We start from the raw sequence: 23,243 nt of genomic DNA, 5'->3' as shown, positions 1-23,243 counted from the left end.
TCTCTAAACCTTATTCAGCGTTAAGGCGCGAACCAGCTCGGAAGGAACCGGCACCGGGAATTCAAGTAGCTGTTGGGCAAACGCTTTGCCCTGCGGATCAATGCGCAGGCTGGCAATGCCGCCGCCGCCCAGGCTGTGTTCCAGAAGAAAGTTAAACCCATGCAGCCCCGGCATAGCCCAGCGTGTCACCTTGCCGGTCTTCGGGTTCAGTGTGTGGGCCATCCACTGGGCAACGGCCTCTTCGGTCAGCGCCGCTTCGATAAACGGAACAAATTCCGGGCTGCGAGCGACCACACCGATGTTGCTGTGGTCGCCTTTGTCACCGCTGCGGGCCCAAGCCAAATCGATCAGGCGCACGTTGGTATCGGTCGCTGATGCTGGCTCGCCTGGGTGTTGGTCTGCGATTTTATCTGGCTGGAATCCGCCTGCCGAATCTATGTCCACGGAGGTTGCATTACGGTTCAGATCGACGGATACAGCCACCTGGCTCTTGGGCACGAGGCACGAATACAGCCGAATCTTCGGCATCACGGCCGGGCGGCCGCCGACAATGCCGGTCAGGCCCGGTGCCATGCCGGTAGCGGCCTGGGCAATCTCCCGGGAGAAAAGCACCAGAGCTGCCTTTTTGGCGTGGGCCGTACTTATTTTGACGATCACTTCCCGGCAGTCCCGGCCACGGCCCTGTTTGCCGTAGGTGGTTTCAGTGCCCAGCAGCTCGATGCTGGTCTCTGTGTAGTCGGGCAAGCCGCGCTCCAGAAACAGCCGCGACGTTTTGGTGAGAATTGCCTCGGCAACCGCCTGGGCTTTCTTCGGGGCATCAATACCGGCGAGCAGAAAAGTGGCGGTGCACTTGAATCCGTCCGGCCAAGTGCCGGACACTTTATAGCTGTCTGTTGGCGGCATGCCTCTTGCCCCGCGCACGGTTACGCGGTTTGTGCCGCTTTCTTCCAGCTCGACCGCGGTAAAGTCGCAGACCACATCGGGTAGCACGTACGCGCGCGGGTCGCCGATTTCATAAACCAGTTGTTCGGCCACGGTGCCACGGCTTACCAGGCCGCCCGTACATTCCGGCTTGGTGATTACAAAATCACCGCTTGCACTGACTTCGGCGATGGGGAACCCCATATCTGCAAAGCCCTCGGCGACAGCTTCCCAATCGGTAAAGTTGCCCCCCGTTACCTGGGCGCCGCATTCCAGCAGGTGACCGGCAAGGCTGCCCTGCGCCAGCTTGTGGTAATCGTTCCACTGCCAGCCAAACTCGTGAACCAGAGGCGCGAGGATCAGTGCGCTGTCGACAACCCGGCCCGTAATAACAATATCGGCACCCTGTTCCAGCGCTGCGACCAGGCCAGGCGCACCCAGATAGGCATTCATGCTTACCATCATGGCGGGCATGGGCTCGCCGGTGGCCATCTCGGTTGTACCGGATTTGCTCAGAGCCTGTTTTTTGGGCAGTAAGTCATCACCCAGCACCAGGGCAATGTTCATTTTCACGCCGGCTTTTTCACACAGGGCTTGCAGGGCATCGCGACAGGCCGTCGGGTTAACGCCACCGGCGTTGGCCAGAACGCGAATACCTTTGGCTTTGATTTCGCCCAGCAAGGGGCCCATAACGGTTTCCACAAAGTCCCGGGCGTAGCCCTGGCCGGGATCTTTCATCCTCTGGCCGGCCATGATCGACATGGTGACTTCGGCCAGGTAATCGGCAACCAGGTAATCAATGTTGCCTTTGTGAACCAGTTGCGCTGCGGCCGTCTCGGTGTCGCCCCAGAATGCGGAGGAACATCCGATGCGTACGGTTTTCGGGGAGTCAGCCATGTTTGTGCATCCTGTTCTTCGTATTGACCCAGCTCTAATGCGTCAGCGCATGAATGCGGGCGACATCTTGATCTAATGTAGTCTGATGTAATCTGACCACCAGACAATACCAAGCAAGCGCTTGGTATGTAAACAGGTAAGTTTCAGTTAAACTATCAATTCTATTGAAACCACTGGATACGCTCGTGAATCAAGCCAAAATTCTTCAGTTACTCGTTGCCGACAATCTGGTTTCCGATCCGGACAGTGCGCGCGGCCGGTTGCTTCGCGAAGCGGCGCGATTATTCCGGGAAAAAGGCTATGAGCGAACCACAGTGAGGGATCTGGCCGCCGCTGTGGGTATCCAGTCGGGAAGCCTGTTCCATCACTTTCGCACCAAAGAAGAAATTCTCAAGGCGGTGATGGTTGAAACCATACGGCTGAACACGGCGGTGATGCGGGCCGCTATCGATGCGGCTGACTCCAATCGAGAGAAACTGCGGGCGCTGGTAAGCGCAGAGCTGGAATCGATTAACGGCCAGACCGGAGAAGCCATGGCCGTTCTGGTGTTTGAATGGCGCAGCCTTTCTGAGGTTTCTCAGGTAGAAGTTCTTAAGCTTCGGGATATCTATGAAACCTTGTGGCTGGACGTGCTCAGTGCGCTGAAAGAGGAGGGCGCTTTGCTGGCCGATCCGTTTGTGGTGCGCCGTCTGCTGACAGGTGCCCTGAGTTGGACCGTAACCTGGTACCGGCCCGAGCGCGGCGGTTTGACGCAGGACGCACTGACCGATGAGGTAATCGCCATGCTTGGCTTGAGCCCGTCCTGAGGTAGTATTCATCTGGCTGAACGCGCGCGTTGTAAACTGTCGATTGATGAAACAGGGGTTACTGTGAATGCTGGATAACGCACAAGCTGTGAAGTGTTTAAGATATTCCGTGCTGGTGGGGTTGATAACCGCGCTGGGCGGCTGTGGTGGTAGCTCGGGCGACAGTGAGCCAACACCCGCAAACATTGCGATCTCTGGCACTATCGATATTGAAACCGGCACCAGAGTAGATGCAGACGATGGGGACACTCTGGGGCTTGGCTTGCGTCCGTTGGCTGGCGCCCAGCCTTTGCCCCGGGAATTCATTCTTGCGGGTTACGTAAGTGCCAGCGCGGGAAAGTACGTGAGCGGCAGCCAGTCGTCCGGAAACCCCTATGCTGCCGATCCTTCCGATAACTTTTCCATGGACCTGCGCAAAGGTCAGAGTGTTTATCTCCAGCCGTTCTCAACAAGTGAAGGGTCGTCTGAGCTGACGTTGACTCTATTGAGCGGCAGTCGTGTTGTCGAAACCGTTGCTACCAGCAACCAGCCGAAACCGGTTGAGGTTTCGTTGTCAGCTGGCGAGCCTGCGGGTACTTATAGACTGCAGGTTGAGGCGTCGGGCCCGGCCCCCATGCTTTATATTCTGTCAACGTCTGCGGTTGGCAGCGTTTTGGCGACGTCGTTCGCGTGGCCCGATCATGATTTTGCCCCGGCAGAGGCCATTGTCGTGCTAAAGCAGAATGCGGATCAGGTGGCAATGGGCTCGGCAGTGCCACAAGGCTCGATGGAGCCCGAAGAGGAGCTGGCTCCGGGAGTCTGGTTGATGAAAGCGCCGGCCCAAGCCGCCAAGGCGGGTCAATCGCCGACGAAAGAGTCAACTTTGGAGTGGATCCGGGCACTGAAGCAACGCCCGGACGTTGCCTCGGCCACGCCCAACTATAAAATGCGGGCCATGGCCTCAACGCCTGTAAATGAACCTTTGTACGACAACCCCTCAGTCGGTCAGCAATGGCATTATGAGCTGATCAATGCCCCGATCGCATGGCAGATCGCCGGAACCGGGGGCGATGGTGTTACCGTCGCAGTCATGGACACAGGCTTGTACGGCGCGCCGGATAACTGGCACAGCGAGCTGAATGCGAATGTCGTTCAGCCTTTGCCTGTTGGTACGGATTTCGTGTCGGCACAGTTTGATAACGATGACATGCCGGGCCCGGATAATAACCCGTCCGAGCCCGGTAACTCGATAGGCAGCCGTGTTTTCCACGGCACGCACGTCGCGGGAACCATTGCCGCTGCGGTTAACGGTGTTGGCGGGGCTGGTGTTGCCTACAACGCCTCGTTGCTGCCTGTGCGGGTTCTGGGTGAGGGCGGCACAGGTTCATCCGCCGACCTGCTTGCAGCCCTGCGTTGGGTTGCCGGCCCGGCCAACGGATCGCGCCGCGCCGACATTGTTAACCTGAGCCTGGGCGGCTTGCCTTTTCAGCAGCCGCTGCGGGACGCTATCCGTTATGGCACCGATCGGGGCATTGTGTTCGTCGCGGCGGCGGGCAACTCGGCCTCGACGCGTGCGTCCTACCCTGCGGCGTATGAGAACGTTTTTTCTGTAAGCGCCGTAGACGGTGCGGGCGTGCTGGCATCCTATTCGAATTATGGTGACTCGATTGATCTGGCTGCGCCCGGCGGCGACGCCAGCCGTGACGGCAACGCCGACGGTCGCAGCGACCTGGTCAGCAGCACCAGTGCCAGCGTGATAAACGGCGGCGCGAGGGAAACCTACATCGGTTTGCAGGGCACCTCCATGGCGGCGCCCCATGTCTCGGCCGTATTTGCTCTGATGAAGGGCCTCGACCCAGGTCTCGATTATACAAGGCTGAATGCCATGCTGAGGGCCGGAGAGCTGACGTCTCAGGATTGCGGTCGCGAAATGTGCCCCAAGACTGACACTCTGGGCTGGGGGCTTCTTGATGCCGGTAAGTCGACCTTGGCGGTCTCCAACGCCACGGTGACAGATTTGCTGACGGCAGCTCCCGCCGTTGTAAGCCTTTCTTCCGAAGGTGGCTTGTCGGCGAGTGTGAAATTACGCGTTTATGGCAGCAATTCGGCGTCCGTTACCATCAATTCTGTATCAGTAGAAGCACCATGGGTACTCTTGGATTCTGCGCCCGCCAGCGGCGATTCGGGTACCGAGTTTGATATCAACATAACGCTGCTGCCGGAAGCGCTTGACGCAGGTATATCGGAACGAACAACGGTGGTTGTCGAATATCGCGGTGCCGAATCTCGCCAGCTCGAAATCCCGGTTATCGGCCAGCGCATCACGGATCAGCAGGCCCGTGATGCGGGCAGGCATTTTGTTCTTTTAGTCGACCCGCAACCCAGGAACGGCTTGTATACAACGGTTGCTCAAACCACTGCGCTGGCGGAGAACGGTCAATACCAGTTCGCGTTTCTGCCCGATGACGGTGTTGAGCCGAGACAGCGAAACGAGGTGCCACCCGGCAGCTACATTCTGGTCGCCGGATCTGATCTGGATAACGATGGCCTGATTTGCCTCGCAGGCGAAGCCTGTGCGGAATACCCGGTGGCCGGGCTTCGGGAAGAAATCACGGTTCAGGCGGGCAAGCCCGTTATTGAGGTGAGAATGACCACCAGCTATTCCCGCCCGTCTATATCAGCGGCCACATCGGATATGCTGCCGCGTCCCGGATTCAAAGGCTATAGCCTGATAGAGTGGTCGTCAGAAGGTGGAATTGACCCCAAACAAATTGGAGCAGAGCGTTGATCGCTGTATTCAGGAAGACAATGGCCGAGGTGCCTGTAGTGCTTATGGCATCTGTGATCGCCGTATTGGCCGGCTGTGCATCGTCAACAGCCGTGGAAGATGAGCCCGGCGCGCTCCTGGCTCGCCAAGTTACCCAGTCTGCACATTGCGGGCTGACGGGCCCCGGCCTGGCTTATGTTCAGGGGGCGGATCGGTTACAGGCATTGCTTGAGTTACCCGCCCAGAACATGGTGGTTCAACAATTGCGACAGGTTGACCTCACGAAAGAGCACTTGCTCTTCGTGACGTTGGGCGAGAAAACCACGGGTGGTTACAGTGTCAGCCTGGTCTCGTCTGAGAGCAACGAAAGCGTATTGCACATTTCTGTGGCAGTGCGCACGCCGGCACCCGGAACAATGGTTACGCAAGCGGTTACCTCACCCTGTGTTGTGGTTGCGGTTCCCGCCACCAACTGGTCTGAAGTGCGGGTTTCCGGCGTTCTTGACGAGGATCTGGTGATGAAGCCCTGAGGAATGTGTTTTACAGCCGTTGATCTTTAGCCGCGAATCCCTAAGCTATGGGGACGATTTCTTACGCCATTCGGAGTCACTTCCTGTCTATGAGCCAGCAACAATATAACGCCGACGCCATTGAGGTACTGAGTGGCCTGGACCCGGTGCGAAAACGCCCGGGCATGTACACGGACACCAGCCGTCCGAACCATCTGGCCCAGGAAGTGATCGACAACAGCGTGGACGAAGCGCTCGCCGGCCATGCTCGTCGTATCGATGTGGTGCTCCACGCGGATGGGTCCCTGAGCGTTGAAGACGACGGTCGGGGCATGCCGGTAGATATGCATAAAGAGGAAGGCCTGCCCGGTGTTGAACTGATCCTTACCCGGCTGCACGCCGGCGGCAAATTTTCCCAGGCCAACTACAACTTTTCAGGCGGCCTGCACGGCGTTGGCGTTTCCGTGGTGAATGCCCTTTCGACCCACCTGGAAGTGACTATCAAACGCAACGGTGAGCTCCATCGGATGACGTTTGCGAACGGAGACAAGGCCTCGGAACTGGAAGTGATCGATACCGTCGGTAAGCGCAATACCGGCACCCGCATCAAGTTCACACCGGATACGAGATACTTCGACAGCCCCAACTTTTCCGTCAGCCGTTTGCGGCACAATCTTCGTGCAAAAGCGGTGCTTTGTCCGGGGTTAACCGTAACCTTTGTTCAGGAGAAGACCGGCGAGAAAGATGAATGGTTCTATGAAGAGGGTCTTCGGGATTATTTGCGCAGTGCACTGGTCGATATTGAAGTGGTGCCTCTGGAGCCTTTCACCGGCAGCTTTTCCGGCAACACGGAAGCGGTGGACTGGGCCATTCAGTGGCTCCCGGAAGGCGGAGAGGCGGTTGCGGAAAGCTACGTTAACCTGATCCCCACGGTTCAGGGTGGCACCCACGTAAACGGGTTGCGCACTGGCTTGCTGGAAGCCATGCGCGAGTTCTGTGAGTTTCGCAGCCTGCTGCCAAGGGGCGTGAAGTTGTCTCCTGAGGACATATGGGAGCGTGCGGCCTACGTGCTGTCGTTCAAAATGCAGGAGCCGCAGTTTTCCGGCCAAACCAAAGAGCGTTTGTCCTCGAGGGAGGCAGCAGGTTTTATTTCCGGTGTGGTCAAGGACGCCTTCAGCTTGTGGCTTAACCAGCACACAGATATTGCGGAAGTGCTGGCGGAACTGTTCATAAGCAATGCGCAGCGCAGGCTCAAGGCCAGCAAAAAAGTGGCGCGTAAACGAGTGACATCCGGTCCGGCCTTGCCCGGAAAACTTGCCGATTGCTCTGGCAGCGATACCGCACGGTCCGAGCTGTTTCTGGTTGAGGGTGATTCCGCTGGCGGCTCTGCAAAGCAGGCACGAGATCGCGAGTTCCAGGCGGTGATGCCGTTGCGTGGAAAAATCCTGAACACCTGGGAGGTCGATTCCAGTGAGATTCTGGCGTCCCAGGAAATACACGACATTGCCGTGGCTATCGGCGTTGATCCGGACTCGGATCAGCTTGGTGGCCTGCGCTACAACAAGGTCTGTATTCTCGCCGATGCAGACTCTGACGGACTGCACATCGCCACGCTTCTGTGCGCGTTGTTTCTCAAACATTTTCGTCCGGTTGTTGCTGCGGGTCATGTGTTTGTCGCCATGCCGCCCCTGTATCGGGTGGATCTTGGCAAGGAAACCTTCTACGCACTCGATGAGCATGAAAAACAAGGCATTCTTGACCGCATAGAAGCGGAAAAGCGAAAAGGCAAAATTTCAGTCACCCGCTTTAAAGGATTGGGTGAGATGAATCCGCTTCAGCTCCGGGAGACCACCATGGCACCGGATACCCGTCGCCTGGTGATGCTGACCATTGAAGAAGGTGACGACACCGACAGCCGGATGGATATGCTCCTTGGCAAGAAGCGCGCGTCTGACCGACGATCCTGGCTCGAGGCCTACGGCAACATGGCGGATGTGGCAAGCTAGGCCCATGGTGCATCAATTATTCGATTAAGAACTATAAAAAGAATTCGTTATTCTTTTTAAGTATCTAGCAAACTCGTTATTCTGCCGGTTTTCTGATCGGGATAAACCGCAGATGAATTGGCAAGGCTGGTTTGCGTTGAGCCTCGCAGGGGCTGCTTTGGTGCTCATGAGTTCGGGACGATACGCCCCTCATCTGGTGATGATGAGCGTACTCGTTGTGCTGAGCGCAAGCGGCATCATCTCGGCAGATCAGGCGCTGATGGGCTTCAGCAACACAGGGTTGATAACCGTTGTGGCCCTGTTTGTGGTGGCTGCTGGCATCCATCATTCCGGCGGCGTAGACCTGCTGGTGAGATACCTTCTGCGAAACCCCAAGACGGTTCGCTCGGCCCAGGCGCGGATTACGCTACCGGTTGCTCTGCTGAGTGGCTTTCTCAACAACACGCCTGTTGTGGCCACAATGATTCCGGCCGTTCACGCCTGGTCCCGGAAGATCGGAATTGCCCCGTCAAAACTAATGATCCCCCTCAGCTACTCCGCTATTTTGGGCGGCACGCTGACCATGATTGGCACCAGCACCAACCTGGTTGTTAACGGCCAATACGAGCAACTGACCGGTGACACCGGGCTTTCTATCTTCTCCATCACCGCCGTTGGTTTGCCGGTCGCTATTGTCGGTATTGCAGCGATTTTACTGTTCATGCCCAGAGCGCTGCCAGACCGGGAAGACAGGCACAAATTTGGCTCCATGAAAGAGTTTACGCTTGAAGTGGCGGTTGCGGTTGATGGGCCTCTGGTTGGCAAGGCCGTAGGCGAGGCCGGTCTGCGGGAGCTGGAACGGCTTTATCTGGTAGAAATCGAACGTGACGGTAGCGTGGTAACCGCAGTACCTTCAGAAGAGCGCCTGCGCGGCGGAGACAGGCTGGTCTTTGCCGGTGATACCCAGGCGATTTCTGATCTTCTGCGCATTAACGGCATTGTGCCCTCAGTGCACGCCGACGAACCCAGCCTGAGCAAAGATCGCGCAGAGCGGTGCCTGATGGAAGCGGCTTTGTCTCCCCAGTCCGAAGTTCTGGGCCTCACCATCCGCGATGCACGTTTTCGCGAACGCTATGGAGCGATCGTCCTGGCGGTTGCCCGGGGTGGGGCAAGAGTGTCAGGAAACCTCGGCAATATTCGTCTCAAGCCCGGCGATGTGCTTTTGCTCGAAGCCCGGCCGGCGTTTGTAAGCCGGCAACGCTACAACAAGGATTTTCTGCTTATAAACGATTTGGGAACCGAGGCCCCAAGGCATGATCGTGCCTGGCTGTCCTGGGGGATTCTCATTGTGTTGGTAGGGCTTGCCGCCTGCGGCTTACTCAGCATGCTGAATGCCGCGTTACTGGGTGCGGCCCTGATGATTCTGAGCGGCTGCTGCTCGGTGGGGCAGGCGCAGAAGTCCGTTGATGTGCCGGTTGTTCTCACAATTGCCGCATCCTTTGCCTTGGGTGCAGCCCTGCAGGAAACCGGGGCGGCAAGTTATGTCGCTGGCGCCATTCTTGGCCTCAGTAAGGGGCACGTGCTGCTGGCGCTTTTTCTGGTTTATTTTTCAGTGTCTGCACTGACAGAGGTTATTACCAATAATGCGGCGGCTGTTCTGGTTATCCCGGTGGTCTTGTCGATGACCACAACCATGAACGTTGCGGCGGAACCGTTTGTGATCGCGGTGATGATGGCCGCATCGGCCAGTTTTGCAACGCCTCTTGGATATCAAACCAATATGATGGTATTTGGCCCCGGGGGTTACCGGTTCTGGGATTTCGTGCGGGTAGGCCTGCCAATGAATCTGCTCATTGGCCTTGTCTCTGTTGCCGTCATTGCGATGGTGTACGGAATTAGCCCGGGATAACAGAAGGCATCGAAGGATTGGCCAGAATATCGCAGCAAAGTACATGCAATTCGCTGTCGTGAGTAAAACACAGTGACAGAGTGACGCACATGTAGGCACCCGTTACGCAGAGGTAGGGCGCAGTAACATGCAACGTTCCTGGCTGGGCCAGTGCCTGCTGAAGGTACTGTTGCCGAAACCAGTCCGCCTTGCTGGTGCGCTCAAGCGGCTTGAAACGTGGGTCCAGGCTACGAGTGCCGGTATCGGATATCAGGTTGTCGCCAACTTGGACACCTTTGTCATCCACCAGATAGCAGCGTGAAACGGTAGGGTGATTCAGCAGGTTATGGCAAGCAAGGGCCATGCTGACGCCGGCTTGCAGTTGCTCAATGGCTTTCTGGAAATCGGGCTGGAAAAAATCGACCAATTGGCGCGTCGGATCCCCTGTTATCTGATAGCACGCCTTGTACTCGCGAAGCAGCTTGTCGAAGTCGGCGGACGATGAGCGCAACTGAGACAAATCCATAACAGGACGGCAAAAGTAGAATCCCTGAACAAAGTCCACCCCTGCATCAATGGCAATCATCGCCTGGTCGCCGGTTTCCACTCCCTCCAGTAACACCAGGCAACCCGACTGATGCAGCAATGAGACAATTCCGTTCAGTATCTGTCGCGCCTTATGATCTTCTGTTGCCCGCGTTAGCAGCTTCCGGTCCAATTTTACGATGTCGGGCGACAGGTTCCAGATGCGCTCAAAGTTGGAATGCCCGGCACCAAAGTCGTCAATGGCTGTCAGACACCCCAGTTGCCGATAGTAAGCAACGGTTTCACGCAGGCGCTCGGCGTCATCGGTTGGTTGCTCAACAATCTCGATAACAATCTGGTGGGGCGGTAGCCCGGTTTTGGCAAGTAATTCGCCTAAAAAAGAATCGGTCTGGCTGCCACTGGTGATAACCCTGGGGGAGACATTGAGAAACAGCCAGTTGAGCTGGTCCTGTATACCGCTGAAGTTCTGAATGTGCAGATACCGACACAAGCGGTCTAGCAGCAGAGCTTCGGTATCAGACGTTGGCAGTTCAAAAAGGTGTATTGGCAGCACACTGGCGTTATCGGGATCGAGCGCCCGAATCAGGGCTTCATAACCGACGATTCGTTTATGGGAAATGCTGTAAATAGGTTGCAGTGCCGTGCCCAGAATCAGGCCGCGAAAACTTGCCGTCCAGGCATCGCCGTTTCTGCGCAGCATTGGCGTTAGCAAGTCTACTTCTGAATCGGTCAACTTTTCCGGGAGAGATTGCTGCATAGTGAGTTTTTAGTTATTGAACGAATGCATCAGGCGCCATGACAGACGAGCGCCTGAACGATCACTGATCAGTCACTGATGAAACCGGAAAAGCCTGAGTAAACTGATAGTTGGGAGAGAGATTGCCAAAAACACGGGAGTATTGCTACTGTTTCATAAAGAAACTGAAAGCGGGCTGCAGATTTTCGCTCGGGTTGTACACGGCAAAAAATGGAATGGCCCCGAAAAGGGGCCACTCAAAATCAGTTATTGCTGGGAATCGCAACGGATTCGTCGAATTCGATTTCCATGTCTTGTCCTCTCGTTCAATGAGACCCCACGACGGGGCAATTCAGTATGAGTAAATACTATCAAGTCAAGAGTTCTCAACAATCCGTAAAACCCGTATGCGACCAAAGGCAAATAGGTGCACTGTCTCAGGCCCATGATCAGAATTTTTGACGATACAGAGCAAAAGATTGCGATGTCCTTTGCGGATGTCACTTTCTATACTCGTGCGAGCGAGAGTTTCAGGCAAAGAATGAAAGGTCACCGTCACCATGCAATTAAGTAATACACCTGTCAGCTACGGCTTCGTAGCGATTGTTCTCCACTGGGTTGCCGCTGTGGTTGTGTTCGGAATGTTCGCGCTAGGATTCTGGATGGTTGATCTTACCTATTACAGCAGCTGGTACCAACGCGCCCCGGACATCCATCGTGCCATCGGCGTTTTGTTATTTTGTTTGATTGTACTCCGGCTATTCTGGCGTTTGTTCACCGCCTCTCCTGATGCGCTTGCGAATCATAAACGCTGGGAGGTTATCGGCGCCCGGTTCGCCCATGGCCTTCTGTACGTTCTAGTGTTCGTTGCGCTGGTAAGCGGGTATCTCATTTCAACCGCCGACGGTTCATTTGTGAGCGTGTTTGGCTGGATCGAGGTACCCTCTGTAACAGGCCAGATCAAACAACTGGAAGATACGGCAGGGTTGGTTCACTACTGGAGCACATGGAGTTTAGTGGCTCTTGCGCTGGCCCATTCGGCAGGCGCATTGAAGCATCATTTTATTGACCGGGATAACACCCTGCGCCGGATGTTTGTTCCTCAGCGTCAGGAGAAGTAATTGGCGTAACGCTGCTCTGAACCAGAGCGATTCTGTTTTTTAAAAGGAGACATCATGAAAAAATTACTGCTTGCATCAGCCGTTTCATTGGCACTTGTGGGAAGCGTGCATGCCAGCGAGGGCAGCGGCACCTACGATTTTGATAACGAAAAAGATCATCAGTTCATTACCTTCAAAATTTCGCATCTGGGCTACAGTTGGCTGTATGGCCGATTCAACGATTTTGACGGCCAGTTTGTTTACGACGCTGAAAATCCGCAAAACGATTCGGTAAGCGTAACCATTGACACCTCCAGCGTGGACTCGAACCACGCCGAGCGGGACAAGCACTTGCGCAGTGAAGATTTTCTGTATGTGAGTGAGCATCCTGAAGCGAGCTTCAAGAGCAAGCGTGTTGAACTTGATGATGACGGCGAGGCCGATATTGTTGGTGATCTTACCTTGCGCGGTGTTACTCGTGAGGTCACCCTCGACGTGGAAATGCTGGGTCACGGCAAGGACCCCTGGGGCGGATATCGTATGGGCTTTGAAGCCACAACTGAGTTGCGACTTCAAGACTTCGGCATTCCCATGAATCTTGGCAAGGCATCCGAAACCGTGGAAATTATTATCTCGGTTGAGGGTATCCGTCAGTAAACCTGGCCGCTCACGGATGGCAGGTTTCGGATTTATACCCGGAACCTGCCGGTCTGTTTTTCCAGTTCACGGGCATGTTTGTCAAGAGACTGACTGATCCCGTCAATTTCCCCTGATCGTCCGCATGGGCGCCTACTTCATCAAAATACGTGCGCAATGAATCAAACCGCTTGGCTACGCTGGAAACATCAGTGTTGGAGAACTGTTTGACGGTTGTTTCGAAACGTTCCCTAGCCTAACAAAGATCCCGGTCACCGTTCAGGATGCGGCTGGCGGACGTGAAGAAGGTGTCTGCTGATGCTTGTGTCAAAGCATAGCAGCGCAGAGCCGGCTGTCAGAAACTTATTAAAGAAGAGGTGACTTGATCGTGATATTCAGACGTCTGTGTGCAGGTTTTGATGGGTTGCAGTGGTTGTTTTTGGCGTAGTGTCACAGGCTAGGCAAAGATTGCGCTGGCGCCAGAACTGAGCACCGAAAATAACCAGCCATATCAGCAAGCCTGCCCAAAGATAGGTTGCCGGAACGTGAAAGCTGCCGCTGATTGCAAATTCCACGAGCAGCATCAGCGCGACGGCCAGAGCCGCATTCACCATGGCTGTTACCATGGCTTGCCCGCAGGCTTTTAGATTAGGTTTCATAGTGTTCCGCTTGTTTGGAAGGAAAACGGTCTTCTATTCATCACTGGCAACGAGCATACGGCGCACGTTACAGACTCTCCATGCGGGAATTCCGCTATTGGAATTGGCGGTATTGGGCTTCGGCGAACCATTTTGGCCAATAAATCCGTGGGTTGTTGGTGTATCCGCCCGGCGCTCCATATAATGTCCCGTTGCACCGGCCCCGTGATTATTCCGGGCGCACAAGGTAGCATCACGGACTCCTTCAAAATCAGTTAATACAGGCAAAAGAGGCATCCATGCCAGAGTTTCAGACGACGGATGAAGGCTTTGAGCGGGTTTCACTCAGAGACTACACGGAAAAAGCCTACCTGGACTACTCCATGTACGTCATTCTCGACCGGGCACTTCCCAATATTGGTGACGGGCTGAAGCCGGTTCAGCGGCGCATTATTTACGCTATGTCAGAGCTGGGCCTGAAATCTACGTCCAAATACAAGAAATCTGCCCGTACCGTGGGCGATGTTCTCGGCAAGTTCCATCCCCACGGCGACAGCGCCTGTTATGAAGCCATGGTGCTGATGGCTCAGCCATTTTCCTATCGTTATCCGCTTGTTGACGGCCAGGGTAACTGGGGTGCGCCCGACGATCCCAAATCCTTCGCGGCCATGCGGTACACCGAATCACGGTTGGCGCGGTTTGCCGATGTATTGCTCACCGAGCTTGGCCAGGGCACCGTAGACTGGACGCCCAACTTTGACGGCACCATGGACGAACCCTCGGTGCTGCCCGCAAGGCTGCCCCACGTGCTGCTCAACGGTACGACCGGCATCGCGGTAGGCATGGCCACAGATATTCCGCCCCATAACGTCAGGGAGGTAACCGCCGCCTGTATCCGGCTGCTGGATGATCCTGACGCCACCGTCGATCAGCTATGCGAGCACGTCAAAGGCCCCGACTTTCCGACCTACGCAGAAATCATCACGCCCCGTAAAGATCTTCGCCAGATTTATGAAACCGGCCGGGGCTCGCTGCGCATGCGCGCCCGCTGGGTGCGAGAGAGTGGTGAGGTTGTGGTAACCGATTTACCGCACCAGGTTTCCGGTAACCGCGTGCTTGAGCAGATTGCGCACCAGATGCAAACCAAAAAATTGCCGATGGTGGCCGATCTTCGCGACGAATCCGATCATGAGAATCCGACCCGGCTGGTTATTGTGCCGCGCTCTAACCGCGTTGATCTCGACGGGCTGATGGCCCATTTGTTTGCCAGCACGGATCTTGAGAAAAGCTACCGGGTTAACATCAATGTTATTGGTAACGATGGCCGTCCCGGTGTAAAGGGCCTGCGCCAGATGCTGACCGAATGGCTTGCGTTTCGTCGCACGACGGTCACGCGCCGTTTGCAGTACCGACTTGATAAGGTACTTGCCCGACTGCACATTCTTGAAGGCCTGTTGATTGCCTATCTTAATATTGACGAAGTCATTCATATTATCCGCACCGAAGATAAGCCCAAGTTGGTGTTTATGGAGCGATTCGGATTGTCTCCGGATCAGGCCGAATCCATTCTCGAGCTGAAACTGCGGCATCTTGCCAAGCTTGAAGAAATGAAAATTCGCGGCGAGCAAGACGAGTTGGCCATAGAGCGGGACGAACTGCAGACCATTCTTGGTTCCCAGGAGCGGTTGCGCGAACTGATCAAGAATGAGCTGCTAGCCGATGCTGAAACCTATGGCGATGAGCGCCGCTCGCCCATTGTTGCCCGCGAAGAGGCCCGGGCGTTCAGCGAAAATGACCTGGTTTCCAACGATCCCGTGACCGTTGTGCTGTCTGACAAGGGCTGGGTTCGCGCTGCCAAGGGCCATGACATAGACCCCAATGGTCTGAGCTATAAATCCGGCGACCGTTTTGCTTTGGTCGCCAAAGGCCGCAATAACCAGCAAACAATCTTTCTCGACTCCACCGGTCGGGCGTATTCACTGATGGCTCACAGCCTGCCGTCCGCCAGAGGGCAGGGCGAACCTCTAACGGGAAGGATCAACCCCCCTTCAGGGGCAAGCTTCTCGGGCTTGTTGATGGGCGACCCAGCGCGGAAAACGTTGTTGGTGACGGATGGCGGCTATGGATTTGTGACCTCGCTGAACGACATGCTCAGTAAAAACAGGAACGGCAAAGCCGTGGTCAGTGTTCCCAAAGGTGCGCAGATTATGTCGCCTGTGGTTATCCCTGTTACAGAGAAAGGTCTGTACCTGGGTGCCATTACCAACGAAGGCAGAATGCTCGTGTTCCCGCTCAGCGAGCTGCCGGAGTTGAGTAAGGGCAAAGGCAACAAGATTATCAGTATTCCGTCAGCCCGGGTGCAAAGCCGTGAGGAGTTCGTGGTGGCCATCGCGGTGTTCGCCGAGGATGATCAGTTGGAGATCCGGGCGGGCAAGCGCAAGATGGGCCTGCAGTTCAGCGATCTTGAGCACTATCTGGGCGAGCGCGGCCGGCGCGGGCACAAGCTGCCCCGAGGGCTGCAGCGTGTCGATGCCATTGACGTTATTCCCTCTGCCTCGCGAGCAAAGGAAGAGGCGAGTCTGGAAAATGGTGAGACCTGAAATGGACAGATTGGAAACAGAGAGCGGAAAGGGAGCAATCTGACAGTGAGTGAACTGGTACTGATCAATGTATCCGGGCGCGACAAGCCCGGGCTCACGTCTGAGATAACCGGCATCATGGGGCAGTACGATGTGCGGATTCTCGACATAGGCCAGGCGGTTATCCATGACCATCTGACCTGGGGAATTCTTATTGAAATCCCCGATGAGTCGAAATCCTCCCCGGTGATCCGTGATTTGTTGTTCCGCTTGCACGCGCTCGATCTTCAAGTGAGATTCGCGCCGATTACCACGCAGGAATATCAAGCATGGGCGGAAGGGCGCAATCGTGCCTGTTACATCGTCACTTTGTTGTCCCGTGATATCAAGGCGGAGCAGATTGCTCAGGTTTCTGCGATCACGGCCCGCCACGGCCTGAATATTGACAATATTTCCAGGCTGTCAGCGAGACCGTCCCTCAACGCGACGACAAACGGGATTGCCTGCGTGGAGTTTTCAGTGCGCGGCACGCCTTCGGATTCTGAGCAGTTGAGAGCCGATTTTCTGCAGATTGCCGGCGAAATGAATGTGGATATTGCGTTCCAGGAAGATTCCATTTTTCGGCGCAACCGGCGGCTTGTGGTGTTTGATATGGACTCCACCCTGATTGAAGCCGAAGTGATTGATGAGCTTGCCCGGGAAGCCGGTGTTGGCGAACAGGTCGCGGAGATTACCGAACGTGCGATGCAGGGTGAGCTGGATTTCAGCCAGAGTTTTGCCGAGCGCCTGCTATTACTCAAGGGCCTGGATGAATCAGTGCTGGAGCGGGTTGCCGGTCGATTGAAAATGACGGAAGGGGCGGAGCACCTGATTCGAAGCTTGAAAGCACTGGGTTATCGCACAGCGATACTGTCCGGTGGCTTCACTTATTTTGCCCGGCACCTTCAGAGCAAGTTGGGTATCGATTACGTGTACGCTAACGAGCTGGAAATTCGTGATGGCAAGGTAACCGGGGAGGTGTCTGGACAGATCGTCGATGGCAAGCGCAAAGCCGAGTTGTTACTGGAAATTGCCGAAAAAGAACATATTTCCCGGGAGCAGGTTATTGCTGTGGGCGATGGTGCCAACGATCTGCCCATGCTGAGTCAGGCAGGCCTTGGCGTTGCCTTTCGGGCCAAACCGCTGGTAAAAGAATCGGCGCGCCACGCTATCTCTACGCTCGGCCTGGACGCCATTCTTTACCTTATCGGCTTTCGCGAAAGCGAGACGAATCAGGGGCTGAAAAAAGCCGGTTTCTGAACCGGCGTTTTTCAGTGTTGAGCCCTCAGTTGTCGCCAAAGTCGTAATTCATTTCCGGCGCCGGGGCCTGCAAATAATACCCCTGAATGTAGTTAACGCCCGCCTGCCAAAGTGTGGCAAGAATAGCGGCGTTTTCCACCAATGGAATAATGGTTAGCTTGCCGGCGCTCTGCAGGCTCTTCACCATTTCCTTTACTTGCTCTTTGGCTTCGTCACTCTTCTGAATTTCTTCCGTGAAGGATCCGTCAATCTTCACGTAATCGGTATCTATGTGTTTCAGGGTGTTGAACGGATTCAGGGCGCAGCCGAATTGAGCAATGGATACCTTGCAGTGAAGCTGATGCAGGGCCTTCGTAAAGTCTTTGGCCTGCTTCATGTAATTATTCGCATCGCCTTCGCGAATCTGGAAAATCAGTGCGTCTCCCGGCAGCCGTGCAGCTTTCAGGGCAACGCTCAGCCAAGGTGTAAACGTTTTGTCCTGCAAGGTTTCCGCCGTCACGTTGAGAAACATGCGGGTATCAGTGCCATTGGCGCGGTGGCTTGATAACTGTTTGATGGTTTGCAGGATAACCCAGCGATCAATTTTGATGGCGGTATCGCTTGGGCCCATGGGGGGCAGAAAATCGTAGGGCGAGACTTCTTTCTCGTCTTTGTCGAGCATTCGCACAAAGGCTTCGTAGTGTTCTTCGCCGTCGCCTCGAAGGTTAATAATAGGCTGGAACAGCAGCCGGAAGCGGTTCTCATCCAGAGCTCTCAGTATTGTCTCTACAGAGCTGCCATCGTCCAGCATTTCGTGGTCTGCCGGATTGTAGGCGCGAACACCGTTGCCCTGAGACTGGCCTTCCTGCTTGCGTACTTCCGACGATGCAGTGTGAGCACGGGCCATAAGCTCTTCTGCTTTTGGCGAGTTCTCGGTAATAGACGCAATGCCGATACTGACGGTTAACGGAACGGTACGGCCGTTGATCTCGAACAGATTTTCATCGACCGCTTTGCGGAGGCTTTCACACCGGCCAGCCAGAGACGTTTCATCCCCCGGCAGGCACAGGAAGCAGAATGCATCGTCGCTGAGGCGCGCCAATACAAGGTCATCGGCCGCTTCGTGTTTCAGCAAGGCCGACAGGTCACCCAACAGAAGGTCCGCGCCGGCAATGCCCACCTGACCTTTCATGGTCATGAAATTATCGAGTGCAATGTACGCCAGGGCGCCGGTTTCGTTGTTTTTACCGGCACTGGCGATGGCCTGTTCGAGCTCTCTCATCAGGTGTTGCCGATTATACAGGCCCGTCAGGAGGTCCTGGCTGCTGATTTCCCGTAATTTTTCTTCCAGCTCGACGTCACTGTGCTCCGGTTGCAGCACTATCTGGGTGCACACCTCGCTGTCGTAGGTGGCAGCCGACACCGACATGGTCACGTTCAGCTCGTGTTCATCGCTGCGCTTTGCGGTGCAGTTGAGGGTCATGCCGTCTTCACCGTTTTCTGCGAAAGACTTCATGAACGCCTTGTAGGCGTTTTGACTTTCGGGCGTTAACGTATCGAGTACGGGAAGACACATCATGTCATCAATGTCGTCGTAGCCCAGAAACTCCAGGTAGGACTGATTGGCATAAATATGCATGCCGTCATTGATATAAGCGATGGCATCTTTAGAGCTTTCCAACAGCAACTGACACCGCTGCTCGGCCTCCCTTAGATGCGACTCCAGCGCTCTGCGGCGGCGGCGATCCTCAAGCGCAGCGAGTTCACGCTTGGTTTTCAGTATCAGCAGATCGTTGTGGCCGGATTGCACCGTACCCTGAGCGCCGGCCTTCATGACAGCGACCGTTCTCTCGCGGCTTTCTTCCTCGGTCAGGAACAGGCACGGAATGTCTTTGTCCATTCTCCGGATCATGGCGAGGGCGTTATCGGCTGAGAATTCCTGCTCAATATCACGGGCCAGAAGCAGGTCCCAGTTATTGGTTTTCAGGGCTTCTTCCAGATCTTCTTCGGAGGTAATGCGATGCGCCCGAGTAGCGTTACCTGCATTTCGGAGCAGGCTTATCAACGATTCGGCATCATTCTGGGAAGGATCGAGGATCAGCAGGTGTACGGTGGCGTTCTGTTTCTGCATTCCTAAGACGTCTCATAAAACGGATTGGCGGGGCTTGCCCCGACTGACACTATCGTTGAACACGATCGTTAAATGATGAAGGGGTTGAGGCGGAATAACAAGCCTCCGGCGGATTTGCAGAGGCACCCGCCGGAGGTGTTCAGAGAGACGGCCAAAGCGAATCGAAATCGTCTTCACTGGTGCTGGATGCCGTGGGTGGACTTGAGGGCGTCGACGCAGCGACATGATTTTGAAGTTTTAGCTCAAACTGGCTAACGCTTCCGGTTGAGGACACCTTCTTCAATAATTGGCCTTGCTCTTCTCTGCCGTCATGCAACAGGGAAATCCGGCTGCCGTGCTGGAACGGAAGCCGAGGGGTTATCAAGGTGGCAGCCTGATTGACCACGCTGATCTCAGGTAGCATCAAACCACGCAGGTATTCACTGCTATTGCCAACCTTTTGAATCAGGCGAACACCGCAGGGTGAGCCGCTGGGGGCCAGCAGCTCGATACCAATCTGAGTGCCCTGGTTACGGATTTGCCGAATCCAGCGAACCACCGCAATGCTCCATGGGTGAGAGCGTTGTTCTCGAACCCCGAGGATCTCGCCGGCTTGCATCGACGGCGGAACATTGGTCTCCCATGACACGCAGTAGCCGCCAGGACTGGTGTTCACCAATAAGGTGATGTGTGATTTGGGTCGGTTTTTCTGGTTAGCCGAGGCCGGTGTATTCCCGAAACTGCCGCGGTAATTAATTGGCGTATCGGCGGAGTGCAGGTGTTCGTCGTTGGGGGAGGCATCATGGGCGCCAGCCCAAGCGTCATCGCGCTTGCGGGAAGAGCGAACAAACAGGTTTTCGTCGTTCGGGTCGCCGTTGTCGTTGCCGGTGACAAATTCCGTGAACAATTTTTCGCCGGCAATGAAATAGTGCGCTGCCGAAAGCCCTACGCAAATTTCCAGCGTTCCCTGGCTGGTAATCCGATTGAAGTTCCGTTTTGCCAGAATGCCCAACGCCTGGCTAAGGTGAGTTAGCAGGGTGTCGTTAACGTTGGCTGGAATTTTCAGTGTGCCGGGCACCGGAAGCTGACGAAGCCGGGCATCGAGATTTTCAGCAATGGTGGCGGCCAGTTCGCGGGTATCAAATCCGAAACTTTCGTCGCCAGGCTTGCTCTCGAGTAGGCTTCTGTATACCGGCGAGCTGTCGCGTTCCATATTGACAACGAACAGAGTGTCCTCTCCGATGTCTTTGCCGCATTGGGTTTGTTCGGTCCAGGACTCGAACAGATCGTAAGCCTGAAGCAGTTCCGATTGCCTGAGTTGGTTGGGTCTTGCACAGCCAAGAAGCAAAAGGCGTTTATAACTGTTGGCCACCGTGCTCGCCTGCTTTTGTTTCAGGATGTTGTCTTCAACGGTAACGTCTGCAAGGCTATTGCGGTGGGCAAACTGGAACAAACGATGGCATTCAAGCCAGCTGTGCGCCGGGCTCGGGCAATAGAGTTGATGGGATCTCAGAACAGTAAATGCCAACTCGGACATCGCGCGGTGGATAGCCGTGGTAACCAGCTTGCGGTTTTTGTCCAGCCCGTTATCGTCTAACGCCTCCAGAATACACAGCTTGTAACCACTGGCAAGGTGCAGTTGGAGCGCCTGGGACAGGTTGGCAATTTTGCGCTGCTTTTCCGGCAGTGCCACGGCAAGGCCAAGATAGTGACGAGAAAGCTCGCCGCAAACAAAGTGAATCTTCTCGCGAATCAACTCAAGAAACTGTAGGCGATTCTGAGGTGCTAGAAACAGGTGGTTGAGTTCAATGATTGCGTGATAGAGCTGGCGCGATACTTCGCCAATATTCGCCATGGGAAGCTGTTTAATCCAGGTCTTGAACGCCTTGGGCGTTGTGTCACAAAACGACAGGCTTGCCGTTTTCTGTTCCGGGACACGGAGATCTGGTTTCAGGATCGTACCTTCCATGAATGTGCGCCAATATCAGGACAACGTTTCGCATTCAGGGTTTTCTTATCCTGCCCCGCAGATACCAGTGTGACTTGCGGAGATATCAGGAAAACACCGTAAATACATATTTTTACAAGATAGAAGGTACTTGACTTTGGGGCCGCAAACCAGTGCAAGAAAGCGAGAACGTCGTCTGTTAACAATGTTTGACATGTAAAGCCAGGTTGTCGCTTCTCAGGCATCGCTAAACCGCTTCCAACTACAGATTAATTGGCGTCTTGGCTGCGTTCCCGGGAACTTCCCGCACCAGCCGTGGAACCAGAAACCCTGGCAGTCTGCAAAGCAACTCCCGAACCAGCACTCGAGCCTCTTCGTCGGACACATCAAAGTGATGAGCGCCCGCCACCGGGTCAAACGCGTGAAGGTAATAGGGCAGCACGCCGGCTTCGAACAATGCCTCGCTGAGATGCTCCAAAACGCAGGCGTTGTCGTTAATCCCCCTGAGAATCACGCTCTGGTTTAAAAGTGTTACGCCCGCTGCACGGAGATGGTTCAGCGCCCGGCGGGTTGATTCGTCTATTTCCGCCGGGTGATTGATGTGCAGCACCATCACAACCTGCACCGGCGTGTTGTCTATCCATTCCAGCAGGGCCTCGCACACGCGTTGCGGTATCACGACGGGAAGGCGCGTATGCAGACGTATACGGCGAATATGAGGAATGCAGCTGATCGCCGATGCCCACTGGGCCAAAAGCTGGTCGTTAACGGCCAGGGGGTCGCCGCCGCTGAAAATGACCTCGTTGATTTCGGGGGATGCCGCAAGCGTATCAAGCACTTTTTGCCGGTCGGCCGGGCTGAGGCGCTGTTCGTTGTAGGGGAAATGCCGGCGAAAACAGTAGCGGCAGTTAATCGCACATTGGCCGGTTACCATCAAAAGAGCACGGCTGCGATACTTCCGGATCAGCCCGGTGACCTGTATTGCCGTATCTTCTTGCAGCGGGTCGGTAACAAACCCCTCGGCAACGCCGGTTTCAAGATCAAGTGGCAGAACTTGCCGCAGCAGTGGGTCTGCGGGATTTCCTTTTTCCATCCGCGCCAGAAACGGCTCAGGCACCCTGACAGGAAACAGCCGGTTGCCTGCTTCAGCACCGGCCAGCCAGATCTCCGGGGACAGTTCCAGTCGCTCCAGCAGTTCTCGCGGTGAAGTTATCGAATCGGAAAGCAGTTGTTGCCAGCTCCGGTTATCATCGCCTGAAAGCCGGGCTTCTATAGAGGCAGGGGTTCGCTGTATCATAACGGCCTTCGAATTTTAAACAGCATTTTGGCAGGTGGACATTTCATGGCTTCATATTCTACCAACGAATTTCGCGGCGGTCTTAAAGTATTACTCGATGGCGACCCCTGTATCATTCTTGAGAACGAACTCGTAAAACCAGGCAAAGGCCAGGCGTTCAGCCGGGTCAGGTTGCGTAACCTGATGAGTAACCGGGTGTGGGATCGCACCTTCAAGTCTGGCGAGAGCCTCGAAGCTGCAGACGTGATGGATCAGGATATGGAATACCTCTACACAGACGGGGAATTCTGGCACTTCATGCTGACCGACGGTTCCTTCGAGCAGTACCCTGCCGATGCGAAAGCCGTTGGGGACACGCTCAAGTGGCTGAAAGAGCAGGACGTCTACACCGTAACGCTTTATAACGGCGCGCCCCTGTCCATCACCCCGCCAAACTTCGTTGAGCTTGAAGTGGTTGAAACCGACCCCGGCATGAAAGGCGACACCGCCCAGGGCGGTTCCAAACCAGCAACCTTGTCTACCGGCGCCGTTGTCAGCGTTCCATTGTTCATCACCATCGGCGAAGTGCTCAAAGTTGATACCCGCTCCGGTGAGTACATGAACCGGGTAAAAAGCAGCTGATT

General features: G+C 55.3%; 16 protein-coding genes. 10 read left to right on the top strand and 6 right to left on the bottom strand.

The window, feature by feature from the left end:
• Positions 1-3: 3 nt before the first annotated feature.
• Positions 4-1,818, bottom strand: coding sequence for an acyclic terpene utilization AtuA family protein (locus ENI00_RS16790; protein WP_304104872.1), 1,815 nt, complete (start codon positions 1,816-1,818; stop codon positions 4-6).
• 185 nt (positions 1,819-2,003) lie between these two features.
• Between ENI00_RS16790 and ENI00_RS16785 the strand changes: the two genes are divergently transcribed.
• The 5 genes from ENI00_RS16785 to ENI00_RS16765 all read left to right on the top strand — a co-directional run bounded on the left by ENI00_RS16785 (position 2,004) and on the right by ENI00_RS16765 (position 9,773).
• Positions 2,004-2,624, top strand: coding sequence for a TetR/AcrR family transcriptional regulator (locus tag ENI00_RS16785; protein ID WP_304104870.1), 621 nt, complete (start codon positions 2,004-2,006; stop codon positions 2,622-2,624).
• 67 nt (positions 2,625-2,691) lie between these two features.
• Positions 2,692-5,391, top strand: a complete 2,700-nt coding sequence (locus tag ENI00_RS16780) for a S8 family serine peptidase (protein WP_304104868.1) — start codon at positions 2,692-2,694, stop codon at positions 5,389-5,391.
• A 20-nt stretch (positions 5,392-5,411) separates the two neighbouring features.
• Positions 5,412-5,900 carry a protease complex subunit PrcB family protein gene (locus ENI00_RS16775; RefSeq protein ID WP_304104865.1) on the top strand — a complete coding sequence of 163 codons (489 nt, stop codon included), beginning with the start codon at positions 5,412-5,414 and terminating at the stop codon, positions 5,898-5,900.
• 89 nt (positions 5,901-5,989) lie between these two features.
• Positions 5,990-7,885, top strand: a complete 1,896-nt coding sequence (gene parE / locus ENI00_RS16770; protein WP_304104863.1) for a DNA topoisomerase IV subunit B — start codon at positions 5,990-5,992, stop codon at positions 7,883-7,885.
• A 112-nt stretch (positions 7,886-7,997) separates the two neighbouring features.
• A complete protein-coding gene (locus ENI00_RS16765; protein WP_304104860.1) occupies positions 7,998-9,773 on the top strand; it encodes an SLC13 family permease in 1,776 nt (591 codons plus the stop codon).
• Here ENI00_RS16765 and ENI00_RS16760 read toward each other — a convergent pair.
• Positions 9,760-11,055 carry an EAL domain-containing protein gene (locus ENI00_RS16760; RefSeq protein WP_304104857.1) on the bottom strand — a complete coding sequence of 432 codons (1,296 nt, stop codon included), beginning with the start codon at positions 11,053-11,055 and terminating at the stop codon, positions 9,760-9,762. The two genes, ENI00_RS16765 and ENI00_RS16760, sit on opposite strands and share 14 nt — an antisense overlap.
• 539 nt (positions 11,056-11,594) lie before the next feature.
• Between ENI00_RS16760 and ENI00_RS16755 the strand changes: the two genes are divergently transcribed.
• Both ENI00_RS16755 and ENI00_RS16750 read left to right on the top strand, forming a co-directional pair.
• Positions 11,595-12,155 (top strand): cytochrome b, encoded by a 561-nt coding sequence (locus ENI00_RS16755; RefSeq protein ID WP_304104855.1) that lies wholly within the window; start codon positions 11,595-11,597, stop codon positions 12,153-12,155.
• A gap of 54 nt (positions 12,156-12,209) precedes the next feature.
• Positions 12,210-12,791 carry a YceI family protein gene (locus ENI00_RS16750; protein WP_304104851.1) on the top strand — a complete coding sequence of 194 codons (582 nt, stop codon included), beginning with the start codon at positions 12,210-12,212 and terminating at the stop codon, positions 12,789-12,791.
• Between the two features lie 374 nt (positions 12,792-13,165).
• Here ENI00_RS16750 and ENI00_RS16745 read toward each other — a convergent pair whose 3' ends face one another.
• Positions 13,166-13,429 (bottom strand): hypothetical protein, encoded by a 264-nt coding sequence (locus ENI00_RS16745; RefSeq protein ID WP_304104848.1) that lies wholly within the window; start codon positions 13,427-13,429, stop codon positions 13,166-13,168.
• Between the two features lie 278 nt (positions 13,430-13,707).
• On the opposite strand from ENI00_RS16745, the gene parC reads away from it, so the two are divergent.
• Together parC and serB are read left to right on the top strand one after the other, a co-directional pair.
• A complete protein-coding gene (gene parC, locus ENI00_RS16740; RefSeq protein WP_304104846.1) occupies positions 13,708-16,008 on the top strand; it encodes a DNA topoisomerase IV subunit A in 2,301 nt (766 codons plus the stop codon).
• 45 nt (positions 16,009-16,053) lie between these two features.
• Positions 16,054-17,286: a phosphoserine phosphatase SerB gene (gene serB, locus ENI00_RS16735; protein WP_304104844.1), complete on the top strand. Its 1,233-nt coding sequence runs from the start codon at positions 16,054-16,056 to the stop codon at positions 17,284-17,286.
• Between the two features lie 25 nt (positions 17,287-17,311).
• Here the strand turns inward: serB and ENI00_RS16730 are convergent, their stop codons facing one another.
• From ENI00_RS16730 to epmB, 3 genes are all read right to left on the bottom strand, one after another.
• Complete coding sequence (locus tag ENI00_RS16730; RefSeq protein WP_304104841.1) at positions 17,312-19,396, bottom strand: EAL domain-containing response regulator; 2,085 nt, start codon at positions 19,394-19,396, stop codon at positions 17,312-17,314.
• Between the two features lie 139 nt (positions 19,397-19,535).
• On the bottom strand, positions 19,536-21,344 hold the full coding sequence (locus ENI00_RS16725; RefSeq protein ID WP_304104838.1) for a GTPase: 1,809 nt from the start codon (positions 21,342-21,344) through the stop codon (positions 19,536-19,538).
• A gap of 241 nt (positions 21,345-21,585) precedes the next feature.
• Complete coding sequence (epmB, locus tag ENI00_RS16720) at positions 21,586-22,620, bottom strand: EF-P beta-lysylation protein EpmB (RefSeq protein WP_304104835.1); 1,035 nt, start codon at positions 22,618-22,620, stop codon at positions 21,586-21,588.
• Between the two features lie 45 nt (positions 22,621-22,665).
• Here epmB and efp point away from each other — a divergent pair, with 45 nt between their 5' ends.
• Positions 22,666-23,241 carry an elongation factor P gene (gene efp, locus ENI00_RS16715; RefSeq protein ID WP_304104832.1) on the top strand — a complete coding sequence of 192 codons (576 nt, stop codon included), beginning with the start codon at positions 22,666-22,668 and terminating at the stop codon, positions 23,239-23,241.
• Positions 23,242-23,243: the final 2 nt, after the last annotated feature.

Source organism: Marinobacter antarcticus (assembly GCF_011049865.1).
Classification (GTDB): Bacteria; Pseudomonadota; Gammaproteobacteria; order Pseudomonadales; family Oleiphilaceae; genus Marinobacter; species Marinobacter antarcticus_A.
This window is presented reverse-complemented; position numbering and strand designations above follow the sequence as displayed.

What these genes read in the sequence shown, in the direction of transcription:
- ENI00_RS16775 (WP_304104865.1), top strand. Translation starts at nt 5,412, where the DNA reads ATGGCCGAGGTGCCTGTAGTGCTTATGGCATCTGTGATCGCCGTATTG.
- epmB (WP_304104835.1), bottom strand. Translation starts at nt 22,620, where the DNA reads ATGATACAGCGAACCCCTGCCTCTATAGAAGCCCGGCTTTCAGGCGAT.
- parC (WP_304104846.1), top strand. Translation starts at nt 13,708, where the DNA reads ATGCCAGAGTTTCAGACGACGGATGAAGGCTTTGAGCGGGTTTCACTC.
- ENI00_RS16790 (WP_304104872.1), bottom strand. Translation starts at nt 1,818, where the DNA reads ATGGCTGACTCCCCGAAAACCGTACGCATCGGATGTTCCTCCGCATTC.
- efp (WP_304104832.1), top strand. Translation starts at nt 22,666, where the DNA reads ATGGCTTCATATTCTACCAACGAATTTCGCGGCGGTCTTAAAGTATTA.
- ENI00_RS16755 (WP_304104855.1), top strand. Translation starts at nt 11,595, where the DNA reads ATGCAATTAAGTAATACACCTGTCAGCTACGGCTTCGTAGCGATTGTT.
- ENI00_RS16745 (WP_304104848.1), bottom strand. Translation starts at nt 13,429, where the DNA reads ATGAAACCTAATCTAAAAGCCTGCGGGCAAGCCATGGTAACAGCCATG.
- ENI00_RS16780 (WP_304104868.1), top strand. Translation starts at nt 2,692, where the DNA reads ATGCTGGATAACGCACAAGCTGTGAAGTGTTTAAGATATTCCGTGCTG.
- ENI00_RS16760 (WP_304104857.1), bottom strand. Translation starts at nt 11,055, where the DNA reads ATGCAGCAATCTCTCCCGGAAAAGTTGACCGATTCAGAAGTAGACTTG.
- ENI00_RS16765 (WP_304104860.1), top strand. Translation starts at nt 7,998, where the DNA reads ATGAATTGGCAAGGCTGGTTTGCGTTGAGCCTCGCAGGGGCTGCTTTG.
- ENI00_RS16725 (WP_304104838.1), bottom strand. Translation starts at nt 21,344, where the DNA reads ATGGAAGGTACGATCCTGAAACCAGATCTCCGTGTCCCGGAACAGAAA.
- ENI00_RS16750 (WP_304104851.1), top strand. Translation starts at nt 12,210, where the DNA reads ATGAAAAAATTACTGCTTGCATCAGCCGTTTCATTGGCACTTGTGGGA.
- parE (WP_304104863.1), top strand. Translation starts at nt 5,990, where the DNA reads ATGAGCCAGCAACAATATAACGCCGACGCCATTGAGGTACTGAGTGGC.
- ENI00_RS16730 (WP_304104841.1), bottom strand. Translation starts at nt 19,396, where the DNA reads ATGCAGAAACAGAACGCCACCGTACACCTGCTGATCCTCGATCCTTCC.